Annotated in this window: 21 protein-coding genes; 18 read left to right on the top strand and 3 right to left on the bottom strand. The window is 69.3% G+C overall.

Translation table 11 applies throughout. The annotated features are described in order from the left end of the window. Positions 1–208: 208 nt before the first annotated feature. Positions 209–718, bottom strand: a complete 510-nt coding sequence (locus tag SCI24_RS06445; RefSeq protein ID WP_318724593.1) for a gluconokinase — start codon at positions 716–718, stop codon at positions 209–211. A gap of 295 nt (positions 719–1,013) precedes the next feature. Between SCI24_RS06445 and SCI24_RS06440 the strand changes: the two genes are divergently transcribed. The 12 genes from SCI24_RS06440 to SCI24_RS06385 all read left to right on the top strand — a co-directional run bounded on the left by SCI24_RS06440 (position 1,014) and on the right by SCI24_RS06385 (position 12,106). Then, positions 1,014–2,423 (top strand): MBL fold metallo-hydrolase, encoded by a 1,410-nt coding sequence (locus SCI24_RS06440; protein WP_318724592.1) that lies wholly within the window; start codon positions 1,014–1,016, stop codon positions 2,421–2,423. Between the two features lie 165 nt (positions 2,424–2,588). Further along, positions 2,589–2,663 (top strand): DUF2892 domain-containing protein, encoded by a 75-nt coding sequence (locus SCI24_RS21545; RefSeq protein ID WP_412929183.1) that lies wholly within the window; start codon positions 2,589–2,591, stop codon positions 2,661–2,663. A 217-nt stretch (positions 2,664–2,880) separates the two neighbouring features. Continuing rightward, complete coding sequence (locus tag SCI24_RS06430) at positions 2,881–3,792, top strand: MBL fold metallo-hydrolase (RefSeq protein ID WP_318724591.1); 912 nt, start codon at positions 2,881–2,883, stop codon at positions 3,790–3,792. 161 nt (positions 3,793–3,953) lie between these two features. After that, positions 3,954–4,838, top strand: a complete 885-nt coding sequence (locus SCI24_RS06425; RefSeq protein WP_318724590.1) for an MBL fold metallo-hydrolase — start codon at positions 3,954–3,956, stop codon at positions 4,836–4,838. 41 nt (positions 4,839–4,879) lie between these two features. Then, positions 4,880–5,299, top strand: a complete 420-nt coding sequence (locus SCI24_RS06420) for a TIGR01244 family sulfur transferase (protein WP_318724589.1) — start codon at positions 4,880–4,882, stop codon at positions 5,297–5,299. Positions 5,300–5,426: 127 nt separating this feature from the next. Further along, complete coding sequence (locus tag SCI24_RS06415) at positions 5,427–7,190, top strand: sulfate permease (RefSeq protein ID WP_318724588.1); 1,764 nt, start codon at positions 5,427–5,429, stop codon at positions 7,188–7,190. Positions 7,191–7,252: 62 nt separating this feature from the next. Beyond that, a complete protein-coding gene (locus SCI24_RS06410) occupies positions 7,253–7,714 on the top strand; it encodes a YeeE/YedE family protein (RefSeq protein ID WP_318724587.1) in 462 nt (153 codons plus the stop codon). Continuing rightward, positions 7,711–8,139 carry a DUF6691 family protein gene (locus SCI24_RS06405; RefSeq protein ID WP_318724586.1) on the top strand — a complete coding sequence of 143 codons (429 nt, stop codon included), beginning with the start codon at positions 7,711–7,713 and terminating at the stop codon, positions 8,137–8,139. The genes SCI24_RS06410 and SCI24_RS06405 overlap by 4 nt, the downstream gene beginning before the upstream one ends. Before the next feature lie 200 nt (positions 8,140–8,339). Continuing rightward, the gene (locus SCI24_RS06400; protein ID WP_318724585.1) at positions 8,340–9,041 is read left to right on the top strand and encodes a response regulator; all 702 of its coding nucleotides are present in this window, start codon (positions 8,340–8,342) and stop codon (positions 9,039–9,041) included. Continuing rightward, on the top strand, positions 9,038–10,432 hold the full coding sequence (locus SCI24_RS06395; protein WP_318724584.1) for an ATP-binding protein: 1,395 nt from the start codon (positions 9,038–9,040) through the stop codon (positions 10,430–10,432). Before SCI24_RS06400 ends, SCI24_RS06395 begins: the two co-directional genes overlap by 4 nt. Continuing rightward, on the top strand, positions 10,429–11,076 hold the full coding sequence (locus tag SCI24_RS06390; RefSeq protein WP_318724583.1) for a c-type cytochrome: 648 nt from the start codon (positions 10,429–10,431) through the stop codon (positions 11,074–11,076). The genes SCI24_RS06395 and SCI24_RS06390 overlap by 4 nt, the downstream gene beginning before the upstream one ends. A 13-nt stretch (positions 11,077–11,089) precedes the next feature. Continuing rightward, entirely contained in the window at positions 11,090–12,106 is a 1,017-nt protein-coding gene (locus SCI24_RS06385) for a c-type cytochrome (protein WP_318724582.1), read from the top strand. Positions 12,107–12,190: 84 nt separating this feature from the next. On the opposite strand, the gene dsbG is transcribed toward SCI24_RS06385, so the two are convergent. Then, positions 12,191–12,955 carry a thiol:disulfide interchange protein DsbG gene (dsbG, locus tag SCI24_RS06380; protein WP_318724581.1) on the bottom strand — a complete coding sequence of 255 codons (765 nt, stop codon included), beginning with the start codon at positions 12,953–12,955 and terminating at the stop codon, positions 12,191–12,193. 220 nt (positions 12,956–13,175) lie between these two features. On the opposite strand from dsbG, the gene SCI24_RS06375 reads away from it, so the two are divergent. Further along, complete coding sequence (locus SCI24_RS06375; RefSeq protein WP_318724580.1) at positions 13,176–13,640, top strand: copper chaperone PCu(A)C; 465 nt, start codon at positions 13,176–13,178, stop codon at positions 13,638–13,640. Here the strand turns inward: SCI24_RS06375 and SCI24_RS06370 are convergent, their stop codons facing one another. After that, complete coding sequence (locus tag SCI24_RS06370; RefSeq protein WP_318724579.1) at positions 13,641–15,452, bottom strand: sugar phosphorylase; 1,812 nt, start codon at positions 15,450–15,452, stop codon at positions 13,641–13,643. 141 nt (positions 15,453–15,593) lie between these two features. On the opposite strand from SCI24_RS06370, the gene nrdR reads away from it, so the two are divergent. The 5 genes from nrdR (at position 15,594) to nusB (ending at position 19,678) form a co-directional block, all read left to right on the top strand. Beyond that, complete coding sequence (gene nrdR / locus SCI24_RS06365) at positions 15,594–16,079, top strand: transcriptional regulator NrdR (protein WP_133637706.1); 486 nt, start codon at positions 15,594–15,596, stop codon at positions 16,077–16,079. Beyond that, positions 16,079–17,227, top strand: coding sequence for a bifunctional diaminohydroxyphosphoribosylaminopyrimidine deaminase/5-amino-6-(5-phosphoribosylamino)uracil reductase RibD (gene ribD / locus SCI24_RS06360; RefSeq protein WP_318724578.1), 1,149 nt, complete (start codon positions 16,079–16,081; stop codon positions 17,225–17,227). Before nrdR ends, ribD begins: the two co-directional genes overlap by 1 nt. 204 nt (positions 17,228–17,431) lie before the next feature. After that, entirely contained in the window at positions 17,432–18,595 is a 1,164-nt protein-coding gene (gene ribBA / locus SCI24_RS06355; RefSeq protein ID WP_318724577.1) for a bifunctional 3,4-dihydroxy-2-butanone-4-phosphate synthase/GTP cyclohydrolase II, read from the top strand. Between the two features lie 82 nt (positions 18,596–18,677). Beyond that, complete coding sequence (gene ribE, locus SCI24_RS06350) at positions 18,678–19,178, top strand: 6,7-dimethyl-8-ribityllumazine synthase (protein WP_318724576.1); 501 nt, start codon at positions 18,678–18,680, stop codon at positions 19,176–19,178. Continuing rightward, positions 19,175–19,678, top strand: coding sequence for a transcription antitermination factor NusB (nusB, locus tag SCI24_RS06345; RefSeq protein WP_318724575.1), 504 nt, complete (start codon positions 19,175–19,177; stop codon positions 19,676–19,678). Before ribE ends, nusB begins: the two co-directional genes overlap by 4 nt. Positions 19,679–19,688 lie beyond the last annotated feature (10 nt).

Below are 19,688 nucleotides of genomic sequence, written 5' to 3'. Positions count from 1 at the left end.
CATCAGCCTGAAGGACATCTACGTCTCGGTGCTGCCCTTCATGGCGATCCAGCTGTGCGTGCTGGCGGCCCTTCTCACCTGGCCGCAGCTCGCCATCTGGCCGCTGTAGATGTGGGAGTAAGCCTGGAAAAGGCATAAAAAAGGGAGGCATAATGGCCTCCCTTTTCCTTGGGTCTCTGCTGGATTTTATGCCAGGGAAGGGCAGGGGTCAGGCATCGATTCGCTCGAGAAAGGTCGAGACGATCACCTCCGGTGAGAGAGAGATGTCCAAGCGAATCGCCTCGTCCTCACCCGGGGGTTCCAGGTCGCGAAGCTGGCTGTCCAGCATGTGATCGCCCTGGAAGAAATGCCCCTGGCGGGCGCGCAGTCGTGCCAGCAGAAGCTCCCGGCTGCCATGCAGGTAGAGGATTTTAAGGTCCGGCGCTCCCCGGCGGAGCTGGTCGCGGTAGCGGCGCTTGAGCGCCGAGCAGCCGATCACCAGCGAACGCCCCTTTCGAGCATGGTCACGGAAGAAGCCGGCAAGGGTCTCGAGCCAGCCCTCCCGGTCGCCATCGTTGAGGGGTTCGCCACGGGACATCTTGGCGATGCTGCTGGCACTGTGGTGGTCATCGGCATCGATGAAGTCGGCACCGATGGCCTCGGAAAGGCGCTTGCCGATGTGAGACTTTCCGGATCCTGAAACCCCCATGACCAGCACGAGTGTCGGCGTGGATTTCATTTCTCTTCTTCCATTGTATGGGTGGGATATCTGACGAACATCATATCGAAAATGCGCCGTGAATGGCCAGTGAATATCGGTCGTTGACCCCGGGATATCTCTACCTCTCTTCCGGCGTCGCATCAGGGAGAGTCGACGACCTGCCGGGTGGCGGATGCCCCGCGTCAAGGGGAGTGGCGTGGATGGCGCCGGCCGGCCGTGAATCCGTTATGCTGAGGTGAAGGGGCCGGCCTGGGACGGGGCCTTGCCCCGTTCCTCGGCTACCAGCAGTTCTTCGGCTACAAGGAGCGAGACCATGTCGACACTCACCTTCCAGGGCGCGGTCAAGGAGGTCACCGGCTCGCGCTATCTCATCGAGCTGGACGGCAATGACCGCTCGCACAAGCTGCTGCTGGAGTGTGGCCTGCATCAGGGCGGCAGCGACGCCGACGAGGCCAACGCCAGGTCCTTCGGCAGGCTGCCCCGGGAGCTCGAGGCAGTGGTGCTCTCCCATGGCCATCTCGACCACTCGGGGCTGCTGCCCAAGCTGGTGCGGGAGGGGTATCGCGGGCCGATCCACTGTACCCGGGGCACCCGCGACCTGCTGGAGATCATGCTGCAGGACGCCGCCTTCATCATGGCCAAGGACGTCGAGTGGGAGAACAAGTGGCGCAGGCGCAACGACAAGCCGCTGGTCGAGCCGCTCTACGCGCTGGAGGACGTGGAACAGACCCTGGCGCTCTGCGAATCCCACCCTTACGGCCAGCCGGTCGAGCTGCCCGGCGGAGCCAGCCTGGTGTTCCGCGACGCCGGCCACATCCTCGGTTCGGCCATCGTCGAGCTGGCCATTCCCTCCGGGGGGCAGACGAAGCGGCTGGTCTTCTCGGGGGACCTGGGCAATCCCAGCTCGGTGCTGATGAAGGATCCCGAGAAGCTCTATGACGCCGACCTGGTGCTGATGGAGAGCACCTACGGCGACCGCGACCATCGGCCGCTGGAGGAGACCCTCGAGGAGTTCGCCCGGGTGCTGGAGGAGGCCCACGAGGCGGGCGGCAACGTGCTGATTCCCGCCTTTGCCGTGGGGCGCACCCAGGAGATCCTCTACCACCTGAGCGTGCTCTACCACGAGGGGCGGCTGCGCCAGCAGATGGTGTTCCTGGACAGCCCCATGGCGATCAAGGTCACCGAGCTCTATCACCGGGCACGCAAGTCGCTGGATCCCGAGGACCTCAAGGTGCTCAACGTGGCGGCCAGCGGCGACACCAGCCAGTACCTGCCGGTGCTGCGCATGACCCGCACGGTGGAGGAGTCCATGGCCATCAACCGCATCCACGGCGGGGCGATCATCATCGCCGGGGCCGGGATGTGCAACGGCGGGCGTATCATCCACCACTTCCGCTACAACCTGGAGAAGCCCGATACCCGGCTGGTGATCGTCGGCTTCCAGGCCGCGGGCACGGTGGGGCGCCAGATCGTCGACGGCGCCGAGCGGATCCGCGTGATGGGCCGGGACCTGGCGGTCAAGGCGAAGGTCCACACCATCGGCGGCTTCTCGGCCCATGCCGGCCAGACCCAGCTGCTGGGCTGGGCCGGGGCCTTTCGCAACCGTCCCCGCTTCTATCTGGTGCATGGCGAACCCGGGGCCCAGCAGGCGCTGCAGGCGGCGCTGGCCGAGAGCGACATCGAGGCCGAGATTCCCGCCTACGGCGACCGTATCGAGCTCTGAGCTGGCCCATGTAGCGATGCGCTTCGCCGGCTCACCCTGATGGCCTCATTCCGCCGTTCTTCGTCCTCCTTATTGCCCGTATCGTGGTCGGCGCCGTGCTGATCCTGCTGGCGCTGACGGGCACCATCGGCGCCTGGGGCTGGATCGGCGTGTTGCCGCTGGCCACTGGCCACTGGCCTGTTCAACTTCTGCCCGGCCTGGAAACTGCTGGGTATCAATACCCGCAAGCCGAACCAGTAGGCGGAACGGCTCAGGCCGGTAGTGTTCCACAAGGCGCCTGCGACCTTCGGGTCGCGGGCGCCTTGCGTTGGGAGGCTTGCAGGCCGCTTCCGGGTCGGCATGGAACTATCGCGACCATGTACGGCCTCAATCGGTGCATAGAGCATAATGCGCTAAGGTTATTCAAAAATCCGTAAATCACCGCCCGGTCGAGGCCGGGCGCCAAGAGGAGGTGACCATGAAGACCTTCGCCCTCTCCCCGAGCAGCGGTGCCGGCAGCCCCGACGTGGCCGGCTTCTTCGACCCTCAGACCTCCAGCGTGCAGTACGTGGTGAGCGACCCGGCGACCCGCCAGTGCGCGATCATCGACCCGGTGCATGACTTCGACGAGAAGTCCGGGGCCACCGCCACCCACCACGCCGACGAGCTGCTCGCCTATGTGAATGAGCAGGGGTTCGAGGTGCAGTGGGTCCTCGACACCCACCCCCATGCCGACCACTTCTCGGCGGCGCAGTACCTGAGGGAGAGGACTGGGGCGCCTACCGCCATCGGCGAGAAGGTGGTGGAGGTACAGCAGCTCTGGAAGGAGCTCTACCACTGGCCCGACTTCCCCGCCGACGGCTCCCAGTGGGATCGGCTGTTCGCCGAGGGCGAGACCTTCCGCATCGGCGAATTGGAAGTGCGGGTGATGTTCTCGCCGGGCCATACCCTGGCCTCCATCACCTACGTGGTGGGCGATGCTGCCTTCGTCCACGACACCCTCTTCCAGCCGGACTTCGGCACCGCCCGGGCCGACTTCCCCGGCGGCGATGCCCGCCAGCTGTGGCGCTCCATCCAGGCGGTCCTGGCGCTGCCCGACGAGACCCGGCTGTTCACCGGCCACGACTACATGCCCGACGGGCGCGATCCGCAGTGGGAGAGCACGGTGCGCGAGCAGCGCGAGACCAACAAGCACCTGGTCGGGGGTGTTTCCGAGAGCGATTACGTGGCGATGCGCGACCAGCGTGACGGCGAGCTGCCGATGCCCAAGCTGATCCTGCACTCCCTGCAGGTGAACATCCTGGGCGGTCGCCTGCCGGAGCCCGAGGCCAACGGCAAGCGCTACCTGAAGATCCCGCTGGACGCCCTGGAAGGCGCCGCCTGGGAGTGACGGCCAGCAACAGGCCCGTCGCCACGGCGACGTGCCGCCTGGATGGCGGGGAGGTCATCCATCCTCGGTCTTATATAGCAAAAAAATCTATCTTTAGAACTTGTATTGCGCTAAGCTGACCTCATACCCCGGCCAGTGACACTCGATGGAGGTCATTCCCCATGTCCCAGCAGCCGAACGCGGCCCGACCAACCGTGACCCACTTCTTCGACGAGCCCACCAACACCTTCAGCTATGTGGTACAGGATCCCGCCAGCAAGTCCTGCGCGATCCTCGATTCGGTGCTCGACTTCGACTACGCCGCCGGCCGTACCGACGTGCGCTCCGCCGACGAGATCATCGCCTTCGTGCGCGACAACGGCCTCGAGGTGGCGTGGATCCTCGAGACCCACGTCCACGCCGACCACCTTTCCGCCGCCCCCTATCTGCACGAGACGCTGGGTGGCAAGACCGGCATCGGCGCCAAGATCACGGTGGTGCAGGACGTCTTCGGCAAGGCCTTCAACGCCGGCACCGAGTTCGCCCGCGACGGCAGCCAGTTTGACCGCCTCTTCGAGGAGGGCGATACCTTCGCCATCGGCAACCTCGAGGGGCGGGTACTGCACACCCCGGGCCACACCCCGGCCTGCCTGACCTACGTGATCGGCGATGCCGCCTTCGTCGGCGACACCCTCTTCATGCCCGACTACGGCACCGCCCGCTGCGACTTCCCGGGCGGCGACGCACGCACCCTCTACCGCTCCATCCAGAAGGTGCTGGCGCTGCCGGCCGAGACGCGCCTCTTCCTGTGCCACGACTACAAGGCGCCGGAGCGCGAGGAGTATCAGCACGAGACCAGCGTGGCGGAGCAGCGCGCTCACAACGTCCATGTCCACGCAGGGATCGGCGAGGAGGAGTTCGTGAAGATGCGCACCGAACGCGACGCGACCCTGGACATGCCCCGGCTGATCCTGCCCTCGGTGCAGGTCAACATGCGCGCCGGCCACATGCCGCCGGCCGACGACAACGGCCAGGTCTACCTCAAGGTACCGATCAACAAGTTCTGATCGTCCCTCTTCCCAGTCATCATCTCCCCAGGAGAGCGCCCATGCAGATCCATGAACTCGAACCCGGCTTCGCCATCGCCGACGCCGTGACGCCCGCCGACCTCGACGAGGTCGCCCGCCGCGGCTTTAGCTCGGTGATCTGCAACCGCCGCCCCGGCGAGGCCGAGGACCACCCCGACGACCGCGCCCTGAGTGCCCGAGCCGCCGAGCTGGGCCTCGAATGGCGCTGTATCCCGGTGACCCCGGGCGACTACTCGGAGGCCGACATCACGGCCTTCGGCCAGGCCCTCGACGGGTTGCCCACCCCCATCCTCGCCTTCTGCAAGACCGGCAAGCGCGCCGTGCACCTCTGGGCCCACGCCCGCTCCCGGGAGGCCGGCTGTGATATCCCGGCGCTGCTGGCGGCGGCCCATGACGCCGGCCATGACCCTGAGCCGATCCGCGAGATGCTCGAGACCTGACAGCGCCGCGCACGACAGCGATAACGCCGTCCTGGCGCTACGGAATGGCATGCTCAAGGGGCAGGAGTGCCGGGCCCGGGCGGCTCGCCGCGACTGAACAGGGTTCACCGCAGATGACGAGACCTTAATGATCCCTTCACGCTGGATTCCCCTGATCGGCTGGCTGCCCGGCTACCGGCGCGATGTGCTGGCGCGTGACCTGGTGGCGGCGGTGATCGTCACCCTGATGCTGGTGCCCCAGGCGCTGGCCTATGCCCTGCTGGCCGGCCTGCCGCCGGAAGTGGGGCTCTACGCCAGCATGCTGCCGCTGGTGCTCTACGCCCTCTTCGGCACCAGCGCCACCCTGGCGGTGGGGCCGGTGGCGGTGGCCTCGCTGATGACCGCCTCGGCGCTCTCCGGCATTGCCACCCCCGGCAGCGCGGAGTACGTCGGGGCGGCCCTGGTGCTGGCGGCCCTCTCCGGGCTGGTCCTTTTGACCATGGGGGTGTTGCGCCTGGGGTTCCTGGCCAACTTCCTGAGTCACCCGGTGATCTCGGGCTTCGTCACTGCCTCGGGCATCCTGATCGCCGCCAGCCAGCTGCGTCATGTGCTGGGTGTGGAGGCGTCCGGTCACAACCTGGTGGAGATGGGCTCGGCGCTGGTCGCGGGGCTTCAGGACACCAACGTCATCACACTGGCGATCGGCCTCGGTGTCTGGGGCTACCTGCTGCTGTGCCGGCGCCATCTCAAGGGTGGCCTCAGGCGCCTGGGGCTGTCGGCGACGGTCGCCGACCTGGTGGCCAAGGCCGCGCCGGTCTCGGCGGTGGTCGCCACCACCCTGCTGGCCTGGGGGCTGGGCCTCGGCGAGCGGGGTGTGGCCCTGGTCGGCGAGGTGCCCAGCGGCCTGCCGTCCCTGGCCCTGCCGAGCCTGGATCCCGACCTGTGGTCGAGCCTGCTGCCGGCGGCGGTGCTGATCAGCCTGGTGGGCTTCGTGGAGTCGGTCTCGGTGGCCCAGACCCTGGCCGCCAAGCGGCGCCAGCGGATCGACCCCAACCAGGAGCTGATCGCCATGGGGCTGGCCAATATCGGGGCGGGCACGAGCGGCGGCTCGCCGGTGTCCGGCGGCTTCTCCCGCTCGGTGGTCAACTTCGAGGCCGGTGCCGCCACGCCACTCGCCGGCGCCTTCACCGCCCTGGGCATCGCCCTGGCCACCCTGGCGCTGACCACGCCCCTGGCCTTCCTGCCCAAGGCGACGCTTGCCGCCACGATCATCGTCGCGGTGGGCACCCTGATCGACCTGCCCGCCATCCGGCGCACCTGGGCCTATTCCCGGGCCGATGGCGTGGCCATGCTGGCCACCCTGGTGCTGACCCTGGCCCATGGCGTGGAGAGTGGCATCCTGGTCGGCGTGGGTCTGTCGCTCGGCCTTCACCTGTATCGCACCAGTCGCCCGCACAGCGCGGTGGTGGGGCGGGTGCCCGGCAGCGAGCACTTTCGCAACGTGCGCCGCCACGCGGTGGAAACCGATGACCGGCTGGCGATCCTGCGGGTCGACGAGAGCCTCTACTTCGCCAACGCCCGCTATCTGGAGGACACCGTGATGGCGCTGGCGGCCCGCCAGCCGGGCCTCGAGCACATCGTGCTGGCCTGCCAGGCGGTGAACGTCATCGACGCCTCGGCGCTGGAGAGCCTGGAGGCGATCAATGCGCGGCTCAAGGACTCCGCCGTCACCCTGCACCTGACCGAGGTCAAGGGGCCGGTGATGGATCGGCTGCAGCACACGGCGTTCTGCCATGAGCTGACCGGCAGGGTGTTCCTGAGCACCTATGACGCCTGGCGGGCATTGCACGACAATGTCGACGCGGTCTCGGACCAGGCCTGCGGCGAGGCCGGGCTGGCAGCCGGCAGGTAGGGCCGGCGCGGGCAACCGGCCCGGCTGGATGGTCGACACCCTGACACTAGAGGAGATATGACGTGGATTGGATAGCAAGCCTTCAGGGGCTGATCGGCGGTGTGCTGATCGGCCTCTCGGCCACCTGGCTGATGGCCACCCTGGGCCGCATCGCCGGCATCAGCGGGATCATCGGCACCCTGGTCACCGCGCGCCCCACGGGGGACAGCGCCTGGCGCCTGGCCTTCGTGCTGGGGCTGGTCAGCGGCCCCGTGGTGCTGCTGCTCGCCGGGGGCGGGCTCGGCAACGTGGCCGGCGCCCCGGGCGAGGTGATCGGCGAGCCCGCGGGGGGTGTGCCGCTGATGCTGCTGGCCGGCCTGCTGGTGGGCCTGGGCACCGGGCTCGGCAGCGGCTGCACCAGTGGCCATGGCGTCTGCGGGCTCTCCCGGCTGTCGGTGCGCTCGATGGTGGCCACCGCCACCTTCCTGGTGGCGGCGATCGTCACCGTCTTCGTGGTCCGGCACGTGATCGGAGGTGGGGCATGAAGACCGAGACCCTGAAGACGATAATGGGCTATGTCGCGGGGCTTATCTTCGGCCTGGGCCTCGCCATCTCCGGCATGACCGACCCGGCCCGGGTGCTCGGCTTCCTGGATGTCGCCGGGGCCTGGGACCCGACGCTGATGTTCGTGCTGGGCGGCGCCGTGATCACCAACTTCATCGGCTACCGGCTGGTGCTGCGTCGCCCCAACCCGGTGTTCGGCGAGCACTTCCAGTTGCCCACCCGTCAGGACATCGACGGCCGCCTGATCGGCGGAGCCGCGCTGTTCGGCATCGGCTGGGGCCTCTCCGGCTACTGCCCGGGACCGGCCTTCGCCTCCATCGCCGGGCTCTCCGGCCCGCTGCTCGCCATGCTGGTGGCCATGGTGGCCGGCTGGTTCCTGGCCCGGGCGATCCCTGCCAGGGGGTGACCCTGCCTGAACAGCTGCCACCGTCCCCCGTCGGCCCTGCCGGCGGGGGACTTTTCTGCGACACGGAAATTGCGACCCGGAAGTTGCGACCCTGGGCTTGCGACCAATGGACGAGTGCGAATCGTTCTAGCCTTATGACGGCTTAACGCCTTCTTAATGGTCGGGTGACAGGATGTCGCACATCATGAGGATTGCCAGTCATGCACGTACTGCTCATCGAGGATGATGCCCTGGTGGCGTCGGGCATCCAGGCCGGACTCGCCGTCCATGACTTCGTCGCCGACCGTGTGAGCTCCATGGCCGAGGCACGCTCGGCCATGGACACCGTGTCGAGCGATGTGGTCATCCTCGACCGGGGCCTGCCCGATGGCGACGGCATGCTGCTCCTCGAGGAGTGGCGCAGGGCCGGTATCGATACCCCGGTGCTGATCCTCACCGCCCTCGACGCGGTGAGCGATCGCATCGATGGGCTGCATGTGGGGGCCGATGACTACCTGGTGAAGCCCTTCGACCTGGACGAGTTGGTCGCGCGCCTGCAGGCCCTGCTGCGCCGGGCCGCCGGGCGCTCCCGGGCGCTGATCGAGCATGGCCCGCTGTGCCTGGATCCGTTCTCCCGCGAGGTCAGCGTGGCCGGGCGGCCGGTGAGCCTCTCGCGGCGCGAGCTGGTGCTACTGGAGGCCTTTCTCCAGGCGCCGCGCAGCGTGCTGACCGCCGGCCAGCTCAAGGACAGCCTCTACGGCATGAACGAGGAGGTGGAGAGCAATGCGCTCAACGTGCATATCCACCACCTGCGCCGCAAGCTCGGCAGTCGGGTGATCGAGACGGTGCGCGGCCTGGGGTACCGGCTGGGCAAGCCCTCCGCGGTGGAGGTGCCGCGCCGCCACGGGGCCGGTCGGGCATGAGCCTGCGCACGCGCCTGGTGCTGACCCTGGGGCTGACCCTGCTGCTCCTCTGGGGCCTGGCCGCCGCCTGGCTGATGCGCGACCTGCACCAGCAGGTGGAGAAGACCCTAGACCAGCGGCTCGCCCAGTCGGCCCGCATGGTGGCGGGGCTGATGGCCCAGCTGCCGCTGGACGTCTGGGAACAGGCCGACCAGCGTGCCCTCTCGATTCCGCCCATCGAGGGGCTGGCCTGCCAGGTGCACTCGCCGCGCGGCGAGATCATGGCGCGCACCCATACCGACATGGAGGACATCCTGCAGGCGCGCGAGCCGGGGCATGCCTACCGCGAGGTGGGCGGCGTGACCTGGCGGGTGTTCACCTACGAGCGGGGCGGGCTGACCATCACCACCGCCGACCGCATGGATGAGCGCGACATCCTGATGCGCAACGTGCTGCAGGTGGCGGTGGTGCCCTTCGTGGTGGCGCTCGCCGGTAGCCTGCTGGCGCTGTGGCTCGGCGTGGTGAGGGGGCTGCAGCCGCTGGGCCGTCTGCGCGATGCCCTGGCCCGCCGCCACCCGGATGCCCTGGCGCCGGTGGCGACCCATGGCGTGCCGGTGGAGATCCGCCCGCTGGTGGAGACGCTCAACGGCCTGCTGGCGCGCATCCAGCAGACCATCGTGCGCGAGCAGCGCTTCACCAACGACGCCGCCCACGAGCTGCGCACCCCGCTGACGGCCATCAAGACCCACCTGCAGGTGGCCAGCCGGGTCGAGGGCGAGGCGGCACGGCAGTCGCTGGACCATGCCGAGGAGGGCGTGGCGCGTCTGTCGCGGACCCTGGACCAGCTGTTGATGCTGGCGCGGGTGGAAGGGCGACTACACTTCGAGGATGGCGAGGCCAGCCGCGCCGCCGACGTGGTGGAGCTGGCGCTGCGCGACGCCTCGGCAAGCGACCGGCAACACTTCGCGCTACCCGAGGCCTGGCCCGAGGTGGAACTGGCGGTGCCTCGGGAACTGGCGATCACCGCGCTGCGCAACCTGATGGACAACGCCCTTCGCCACGGCCCCGGGGAGAGCCCCGTGGAGGTTGCCGCCCGCCTCGACGCGGATGGCCAGACGCTGACCTACGGGGTCAGGGACCATGGCCCCGGGGTCGACGATGCCCAGCTCGAGCAGCTGCCGCGCCGCTTCTGGCGGGCCAGCCGCCGGCAGGGCAGTGGCCTGGGGCTGGCCATCGTGGCCGCCATCGCCGAGCGCTTCGGCGGAGGGCTGGCATTTTCCCGCCCCGAGGGGGGTGGGCTGGAGGCCCGGCTGACGCTGCCGCTGACGCCGAGGTCGACGGGACCGGCAGGGCCGGCCCGGGAAGGAACCCCGCAAGGGATCAATGACAACGACGAGGGTGACCCGAAATGACGAGCATGAGGATCGCGAGCGGGCTCGGCCTGCTGCTGGGCCTGGCCGCCGGTCAGGCCCAGGCCCTGGAGGGCGATGCCGAGCGCGGCCAGCAGGCGGCCGGAGTCTGCGTGGCCTGCCACCAGGTCGACGGCAGCGGAATGAACGTGTCGGGAGGAGAGTCCTGGCCGCGGCTGGCCGGGCTGCCGGCGGAGTACATCGCCAAGCAACTGCATGATTTCAAGGAGGGGCGTCGCGAGAATGCCACCATGATGCCCTTCGCCAACATGCTCGATGACCAGCAGATCGTCGACGTGGCGGCCTACTACAGCGAGATGCCGGTGACCGAGGCCCAGGGGGGCGAGGATGCCGGCGAGGATCTGCTGGCCCGCGGCGAGCAGCTGGCCCTGCGCGGCGACTGGGATGAGTACATCGTCTCCTGCAAGAGCTGCCATGGTCCGGGTAACGAAGGGGCCGGTGGCACCTTCCCCGGCATTGCCAGCCAGCATGCCGGCTACATCGAGACCCAGCTGCGTGCCTGGCAGGCCGGTGAGCGGGGCAATGACCCGCAGAACCTGATGGGCGCGATCGCCCAGCGCATGAGCGACGAGGACATCCGTGCCGTCTCGGCCTGGCTGGCCAATCAGTCCGTGGCGTCCGAATAAGGGGGAGCAGAACATGACACTTCGCAGGACAACCCTGGCCGTGGCCAGTGCGACCCTGGCCGCCGGCATCAGCATGGCCGCCTGGGCAGAATACGAGAAACTCGTCGAGATGGGCTATCCCGCTCCCGAGGAGGACGAGCTGGTCCATGTGCCGCCGACCATGGCGGACCTCGAGGAGGCCGATATCCATCCCGAGCTGAAGAAGGTCATCCGCCGTGGTTACGACCTCTTTACCAATACCCAGCAGCTGCGCGGCGAGAATGTCTTCAACGACATGAACTGCTCCAGCTGCCACCTGGGCGAGGGCCGTCAGCCCTTCAGCGCCCCGGTCTGGCCGGCGGCGGTAACCCTGCCGGACTTCCGTGGCAAGAACCAGCACGTCAACAACCTCGAGGAGCGCATTGCCGGCTGCTTTGCCTACTCCATGAACGGCACCCCGCCGGAGTACGGCAGCGACGACATGCTGGCCCTCTCCGCCTACCACCAGTGGCTCGCCACGGGGGCGCCCATGTATCCAGACCAGCCGATCTACGGGCGTGGCTTCCCGGCGCCGGAGCGCCCCGAGACGCTGAGCTACCAGAACGGCGAGGCGCTCTACGTGGAGAACTGCGCGATCTGCCACAGCGAGGATGGCTCAGGCCTCTATCAGGACGGCGAGTATGTCTTCCCCGCCCCCTGGGGCGACGGCTCCAACAACTGGGGCGCCGGGATCGTGCGCACCCACACCGCGGCCGGGTTCATCAAGAACAACATGCCGCTGGGCCAGCCGCTCTCGCTCTCCGACCAGGAAGCCTGGGACATCGCCTATTACATGACGCAGCAGGAGCGCCCTCAGGACCCGCGCTACACCGGCAGCGTGGACGAGGTGCTGGAGAAGTTCGGCCCCACCTTCCACAAGAACTCCAGCTATGGCCAGGAGCGTGAGGTGGACGGCCACCGCCTCGCCGACCACGCCAACTGGGGCGAGAAGGGTGAGGAGGTCAAGCCCTGGAACGTCGGCCAGCCGCGCTTCGAGGACCTGGAGGACTGAGGCAACCCTTCACCCCCGGAGAGACGGGCCCCGCTGCCATCGGCAGCGGGGCCCGCTTGCGTCATGGTGGCGCGTCGCGCCGCGTCAGGGGCGCGGCGAGCCCATCATCGCCTCGAGGCGCGCCTCCTCGGGTGCTCCCTCGACCTTCTCCAGGCGGCCGGCCTCGTTGCGGTAGTAGGTGGTGGGGGTGGCCATCAGCCCCAGGCCCTCGAAGAGCTGGTTGTTGGCGTAGACCTGCTCCTCGATCTCGCGGGACTGGGCGGAGGCGGCGATGCCGCTGTCACTGGCCTGGTGTGCCTGCAGGGCCGCGGCAGGTTCCTCGGCGCCGAGCAGGGCGGCCGCCTTGGCCGGGCTGTCGCTCTTCAGGATGCCGACCATGATGTGGCGCAGCTGTACCTCGCCGGCCTCGACCCAGGAGCGGCTCTGCTCGTGGAAGCGGGCGCAGTAGGGGCAGTTGGGGTCGGTGAAGGTGTAGATCACGCGCTCTGCCTGCGGGTCGCCGTCCTGGATCCAGTGGCTCTCCTCGAGCTGCTGCCACACCTCGGCCTCCTGGCCGCTGCGCACGTGCTCGTCCAGGGGCGCGGCGGAGAGGTCGTTGCCCTCGGCATCGAGCAGGGTGCCGACCACGGCATGGTCGCCGTCCGGCGTGAGGTAGACGGCCATCTCGCGGCCCCGGTGGCTGGCGGCGTAGCCGCTGAGGCCGCCGGGGGCCGCGAACTCGCCGTGGATCTTCAGGCCCTGGTCCACCAGGGCCTGGACCGGGGCCGGCCAGTGCTCCTCGGCGGCGAGCGCCGAGGTCAGTGAGAGCGTGACCAGGCCGGCCGTCAGGGAGAGGGGAAGAGAGCGCATTGCGGTATCCTGTTTAGGAAGAGATGTCATGAAGGGATGTCGCCAGGGGGTGTCGTGGGGACCCGCCGGAGGCCAGAGAGTTCCCATCCTGCCACGCGCCCATTAGCCATGGATTAATGCCTGCACCCGCCGGCGGGACGCGATGTCGCAGCCCGCTCCCCGTCAACGGCGAGGCAGGGTAAGCTCGATGCGTCCCCTTGAGCCTCTGGAGTCGACCGACATGCGCCTCGCTGCCCTACCGCTGGTCCTGTTCTCGCTGTTCAGTGCCACTGCCCTGGCCCAGTCCCTCAGCGTCGAGGAGGCCCGGGTGCGGGCGGTGCCGCCGGCGTCGCCGACCACCGCCGCCTTCATGGAGCTGACCAATCCGGGCGAGACGGACCTGGCGCTGGTCGGGGGCAGCTCGCCCCTGGCCGGCAGCCTGGAGCTTCACAACCACGTGATGGTGGAGGGCGTGATGCAGATGCGCCAGGTCGAGGCGATCCCGGTCCCGGCCGGCGAGACCGTGCGGCTGGCGCCCGGCGGCTGGCACCTGATGCTCTTCGAGCTGACCAGGATCCCGGTCGAGGGCGAGCGCGTCGAGCTCACCCTGACCCTCGACAACGGCGAGACCCTGACCGTCGAGGCCCCGGTCAAGCGGGTGCAGCCCATGGAGATGCAGGGCGATGGCCAGCACGCGGAGCCCTGATCAGCCCGGGGCCAGCAGCCACAGGCTGCGGTAGGGGGCCAGGCTCGCTTCCCGCGCCCAGGGCACATCCTCCAGCAGGTCGATCCAGCCCGGGCCGTCGAGCAGGTCCAGCTCGAGCGGCTGGCGCCGGTCGGTGACGTTGTGGATCGCCAGCAGGCGTCGGCCATCGGGCAGTGGTCCTCGCTCCACCACCAGCAGCGCCGGCGGGGTGGGCACCACGCGCTGGGTCGCGTCCGGATGGAAACAGGGCTCCCGGCGGCGCACCGCCAGGCGACGCGTCAGGGCCAGGAACACCTCGCGGGTCGGCGTGTTGCGGCTGTCGAGCAGCTCCTCGAGCTCGCGGCGCTGCCAGCGGCGGCGGTTGATCGCCCGCAGGCGGCCGCTGCGCTCGACCCCCTCCAGGTCGTTGAGGGTGGCGGTCAGCGAGTGCACGTAGAGGGCGGGAATGCCCTGCAGGGCCAGCATCAGGTGCTGGCTGCACAGGAAACGCTCCACCTGCCAGGGGTCGGCCCCCCGGCGGGTGCCCTTCATGGCCTCGAACCAGGTGATGTTGATCTCGTAGGGGATGTCCCGGCCCAGGGAGTCGGTGCGCATGCTGACGAACCCGCCGAAGCGGTGCATCAGCTCCAGCAGGGCCTCGACCTCGTGGTCCGGCAGCCAGCCCTCCAGCGGGCGGACGCCGATGCCGTCGTGGCTGGCGGTGAAGTTGACGTAGCTGCACCCAGGCGGCAGCGCGGGCAGGCTCTCCAGCCAGCGGGCGAGGGTGGCCGCCTCGCCGCTGGTGAGGGTATGCAGCAGCAGCGGCGGGAGGGGGAACTGGTAGACCAGGTGCGCCTCGTCCGGCGCCGCCGGACCCTCTTCCTGGCCGTCTGAAAGACGCTCCAGACCCCCGCCTGAAAGGCGATGCAGGCCAAGGTAGCTGAGGTTCTCCCGGTGGGGCACGTTGGTCTCGGTCAGCAGCAGGGTGCCGGGTGCCATGTGGTCGACCACGGCCCGCAACAGGCGCACCACCTCATGGGTCTCGGGCAGGTGGATGCAGGGCGTGCCGGGCACCTTCCACAGGAAGGCGATGGCGTCCAGGCGGATCACCCTCGCCCCCTGCGCCAGGTAGAAGAGCAGGATGCCGATGAACTCCAGCAGCACGTCGGGATTGGCGAAGTTCAGGTCGATCTGGTCCTCGGAGAAGGTCGCCCAGAGGTGGCGCGTGCCGCGACGGGTGGGCACCGGCACCAGCAGCGGGGAACTGCGCGGGCGCACCACCGCGGAGAGGTCGCTGGCCGGGTCCATCTCGATGAAGTAGTCGCGTCCCGGCAGGCTCCCGGAGAGGTAGTCGACGAACCACAGCGACTCCCGGGAGACGTGGTTCAGCACCAGGTCGACGATCAGGTCCCCGTGCTCGGCCAGCCGGCGCAGGTGGCACCAGTCGCCCAGGGCCGGGTCGACCTCCCGGTAGTGGATCACCGAGAAGCCGTCGTCGCTGCTCCAGGGAAAGAAGGGCAGCACATGCACCCCGCTGAAGCCGTCGGGCAGCCGGGCCTCGAGGAAGTCCCGAAGCACCGCCAGGGGCGGGGTGTCGCCGTCGAGCAGGCTGTCGCCGTAGGTGATCAGCCACTGGTCCCGCTCGCTCCACAAGGGGGCGTCGCCTGTCGTCGTTGCCGTGGGCATGGCACCGCGATGGTGCGAGAGCCGCGTCAGCAGGCGGCGAAGCACCTCCTCCCGGCGCGGCCCGTAGAGCAGGTCGAGGTGCTCGCGGGCGCGGGTCTGAAAGGCGGCCTCGTCCAGGGGATGGGCGAGGGAGCGGGGCAGGGGCATGGTGGGCTCCGGTGGTCGGCCTGGGATGCCACTTCCTTGCAGGTCCCGTGCCATCTCCGGGCGGCGCTGCGTCGCTGGGCGCTCTCCTCGCGAACCGTTACAATGCGGCGACAGCCTTTCCATCGACCTCGGGTTATCCCTATGCATTGCCCCTTCTGTGGCGCCAACGACACGCGCGTGACCGACTCTCGGCTGGTGGCGGATGGCGACCAGGTACGGCGGCGGCGCCAGTGCGCGGCCTGCGGCGAGCGCTTCACCACCTACGAGACCGCCGAGCTGGTGATGCCGCGAGTGATCAAGTCCGATGGCACGCGGGAAGTGTTCGATGAGGCCAAGCTGCGCGCCGGCATGCTGCGGGCGCTGGAGAAGCGGCCGGTCAGCGCCGAGTCCATCGAGGCGGCGGTGGAGCGTATTCGCCAGAACCTGCGCGCCCGGGGCGAGCGCGAGATCCACGCCCGGGACATCGGCGAGGAGGTGATGCAGGCCCTCAAGCGCCTCGACCAGGTGGCCTATATCCGCTTCGCCTCGGTCTATCGCAGTTTCCAGGACATCGACGAGTTCCGCGCCGAGATCGACCGACTGGCCCAGGAGCCCGGCTTTCCCACGGACCCGTCGGGAGCCTCCTGATGGCCGAGCACGCCTTCCCCGAGGCCTGGATGGCGCGCGCCCTGAGGCTGGCGCATCGCGGGCGCTATACCACCGACCCCAACCCCCGGGTGGGCTGCGTGCTGGTCAAGGATGGCCGGGTGGTCGGCGAGGGCTGGCACGAGCGGGCCGGCGAGCCCCACGCCGAGATCCACGCCTTGCGGGCGGCGGGGGAGCAGGCACGCGATGCCACCGCCTACGTGACCCTGGAACCCTGCTCCCACCAGGGGCGCACCGGCCCCTGCGCCCTGGCGCTGGTCGAGGCCGGCGTGGCGCGGGTGGTGGTGGCCATGCAGGACCCCAACCCCCGGGTCGCCGGCCGGGGCATCGCCCGGCTGCGCGAGGCCGGTATCGAGGTGGCGGTGGGCCTGCTCGAGGAGGAGGCCCTGGCGCTCAATTCCGGCTTCGTGATGCGCATGTCCCACGGCCGACCCTTCGTGCGCCTGAAGATGGCCATGAGCCTCGATGGCCGCACCGCCATGCGCTCCGGCGAGTCCCAGTGGATCACCGGGCCCCAGGCCCGCCGCGAGGTGCAGCGCCTGCGCGCCCGCTCCAGCGCCATCCTCACCGGGGTCGAGTCGATCATCTTCGACAACGCCCGGCTCACCGTGCGCCCCGAGCAGCTCGAGCTGCCCGAGGGCGAGGCGCTCGCCGCCCGCCAGCCGCTGCGCGTGGTGGTGGACTCCCGGCTGCGCCTGCCCCTGGCCGCCGCCTGCCTGCGCGAACCCGGCCGCACCCTGGTGGCCACCCTGGCCGACCACGAGCCCGAGCGGCGCGAGCGGCTCCAGGCCGCCGGCGCCGAGGTGGTGGCGATGCCCGCGGGCCCCGACGGCCGCGTCGACCTCGACGCCCTGCTGCGCCACCTGGCCGAGGCCGAGCAGGCCAACGAGGTACTGCTGGAGACCGGGGCGACGCTGGCCGGTGCCATGCTCGAGGCCGGCCTGATCGACGAGATGCAGCTGTTCGTGGCGCCGACCCTGCTCGGCGGTGAGGCGCGTCCGCTCTTCGAGCTGCCGGGCCTGACCCTGATGGCCCAGCAGAAGGGGCTGGAGGTCCTCGATATCCGCGCCGTGGGCAGCGACTGGCGCATCACCGCACGGCCCCGGCGGCGCATGGTGGCCGAAAGCTGAACACAGCGGCATCATCCTGCTCGGCGCTCGGCGCTCGGCGCTCGGCGCTCGGCGCTCGGCGCTCGGCGCCCGACGACGTGGCTGTTTACTGGCGCCCGACGACGCGCCACGGTACCCTGACGCGGTTTCGAGGTGGCGACGCCCGATGGCGACCCGCTCGTCGTCGGATGACGACAGCCACCACGCTGAATCAATGGAGACTCCATGGTGCACTCCTCATCCGGGGGCCTGGCCCCCATCGAAGAACTGGTCGAGGACATCCGACAGGGCCGGATGGTGATCCTGATGGATGACGAGGATCGCGAGAACGAAGGCGACATCATCATGGCCGCCGAGAAGGTCGAGGCCGAGCACATCAACTTCATGGCGCGCCACGCCAGGGGCCTGATCTGCCTGCCGATGACCCGCGAGCGCTGCGAGCGTCTCCAGCTGCCGCTGATGGTGCGCGACAACGGCTCCGGCTTCGGGACCAAGTTCACCCTCTCCATCGAGGCCGCCGAGGGCGTGACCACCGGCATCTCCGCCGCCGATCGGGCGCGCACCGTGCGTGCCGCGGTCGCCCGTGACGCGGTTGCCGACGATATCGTCCAGCCCGGCCACATCTTCCCGCTGATGGCCGAGCCCGGCGGCGTGCTGCGCCGCGCCGGCCATACCGAGGCGGCCTGCGACCTCTCCGCCCTGGCCGGTCTCGACCCCAGCGGCGTGATCTGCGAGGTCATGAACGAGGACGGCAGCATGGCCCGCCGGGCGGAGCTCGAGCGCTTCGCCGTCGAGCACGGCCTGAAGATGGGCACCATCGCCGACCTCATCCACTACCGCATCCACAACGAGCAGACCGTGCAGCCGGTGGAGTCGACGCCGGTGCAGACCGCCTTCGGCGAGCTCAACCTGCACGTTTTCCGCGACAGCATCCAGGGCGCCCATCACCTGGCGCTGGTCAAGGGCCACCCGCATCCCGAGGCGCTCACCACGGTGCGCGTGCACCTGGCCAACCCGATGCGCGACCTGCTCGCCCTGCAGAAGGGCGACACGCCGAGCTGGACCGCCCAGCAGGCGGTCGCCGAGGTGGCGCAGGCCGAGCACGGCGTCTTCGTGCTGCTCGACGACGGCCGTCCGCGCCAGGACCTCCATGACATGCTGGAGGTGTTCCTCGAGCGCCGTCGGCCGCCGCGCACCAGCGACTCCGACGGCGCGGGCAACTACCTGACCATCGGTACCGGCTCGCAGATCCTGCGCCACCTGGGGGTGGGCAGGATGCGCCTGCTGAGCTCGCCCTGGAAGTTCTCGGCCCTCTCCGGCTTCGACCTCGAGGTGGTGGAGCGGCTGGAGCCCGGCGAGCAGGCGACCGCCGGGCAGGGCGACGACTAGCCGCCGCCTTTCACATCTCGGCATGGCCCCAGGGCCATGCCTGCCGGACCCTCAAGCCCCGGATCTCTCAGGACACAGAACCATGCAACCGATTTCCCAAGTCGAAGGCAGCTTCGTCGACGTCGATGGCCGCTACGTGATCGTGGTGGGCCGCTTCAATCATCATGTGGTGGACAGCCTGGTCGAGGGCGCCGTGGATAGCCTGGTGCGCCATGGCGTCGACCCGCAGGGCATCGATATCGTCCACGTGCCCGGCGCCTGGGAGCTGCCGCTGGCCATCAAGCGCGTGCTGCAGGTGGTACGCCCCGATGCGGTGATCGCCCTGGGGGCGGTGATCCGCGGCGGCACCCCGCACTTCGAGTACGTCGCCGGCGGCTGCAACACCGCCATGGGCAACCTGCAGCTGGAGTTCGACACCCCGGTGGCCAACGGCGTGCTGACCGTCGAGTCCATCGAGCAGGCCATCGAGCGCGCCGGCACCAAGGCCGGCAACAAGGGCGCCGAGGCGGCCATGGCGGCGATGGAGATGGTCTCGCTGCTGCGCTGCTTCGGCGACGATGCCGACGACGGGGGTGAGGCATGAGCGGCGAGCGCCCGCGGGCCCCGTCGAAGGCCCAGCAGTCCCGCCATGCGGCCCGCGAACTGGCGGTGCAGGGCCTCTACCAGTGGCAGATGACCGGCAAGTCGATCACTGCCGTGGAGGCCGAGTTCCGCAGCCAGGTGGCCGATGACGATCTCGAGGACCACGAGAACTGGCACAAGGTCATGGAGATCGCCGACCTGGCGCTCTTCCACGAACTGCTGCACAACGTGGCGGACCAGCGCCGCGAGCTCGACGCCGCCATCGCGCCGCTGCTCGACCGGCGCCTGGAGGACCTCGATCCCATCGAGCTGGCGATCCTGCGTCTGGGCGCCTACGAGCTTTCCCGTCGCCTCGAGGTGCCCTACCGCGCGGTGATCAACGAGGGGGTCGAGCTGGCCAAGTCCTTCGGCGCCACCGACGGGCACAAGTACGTCAACGGCATCCTCGACAAGCTCGCCGTGCGACTGCGATCCGCCGAGGTCTCCGCGCGCCGCCGCTGAAGGTCAGTCC

This window comes from Halomonas sp. (assembly GCF_033549285.1).
Lineage (GTDB): Bacteria > Pseudomonadota > Gammaproteobacteria > Pseudomonadales > Halomonadaceae > Halomonas.
This window is presented reverse-complemented; position numbering and strand designations above follow the sequence as displayed.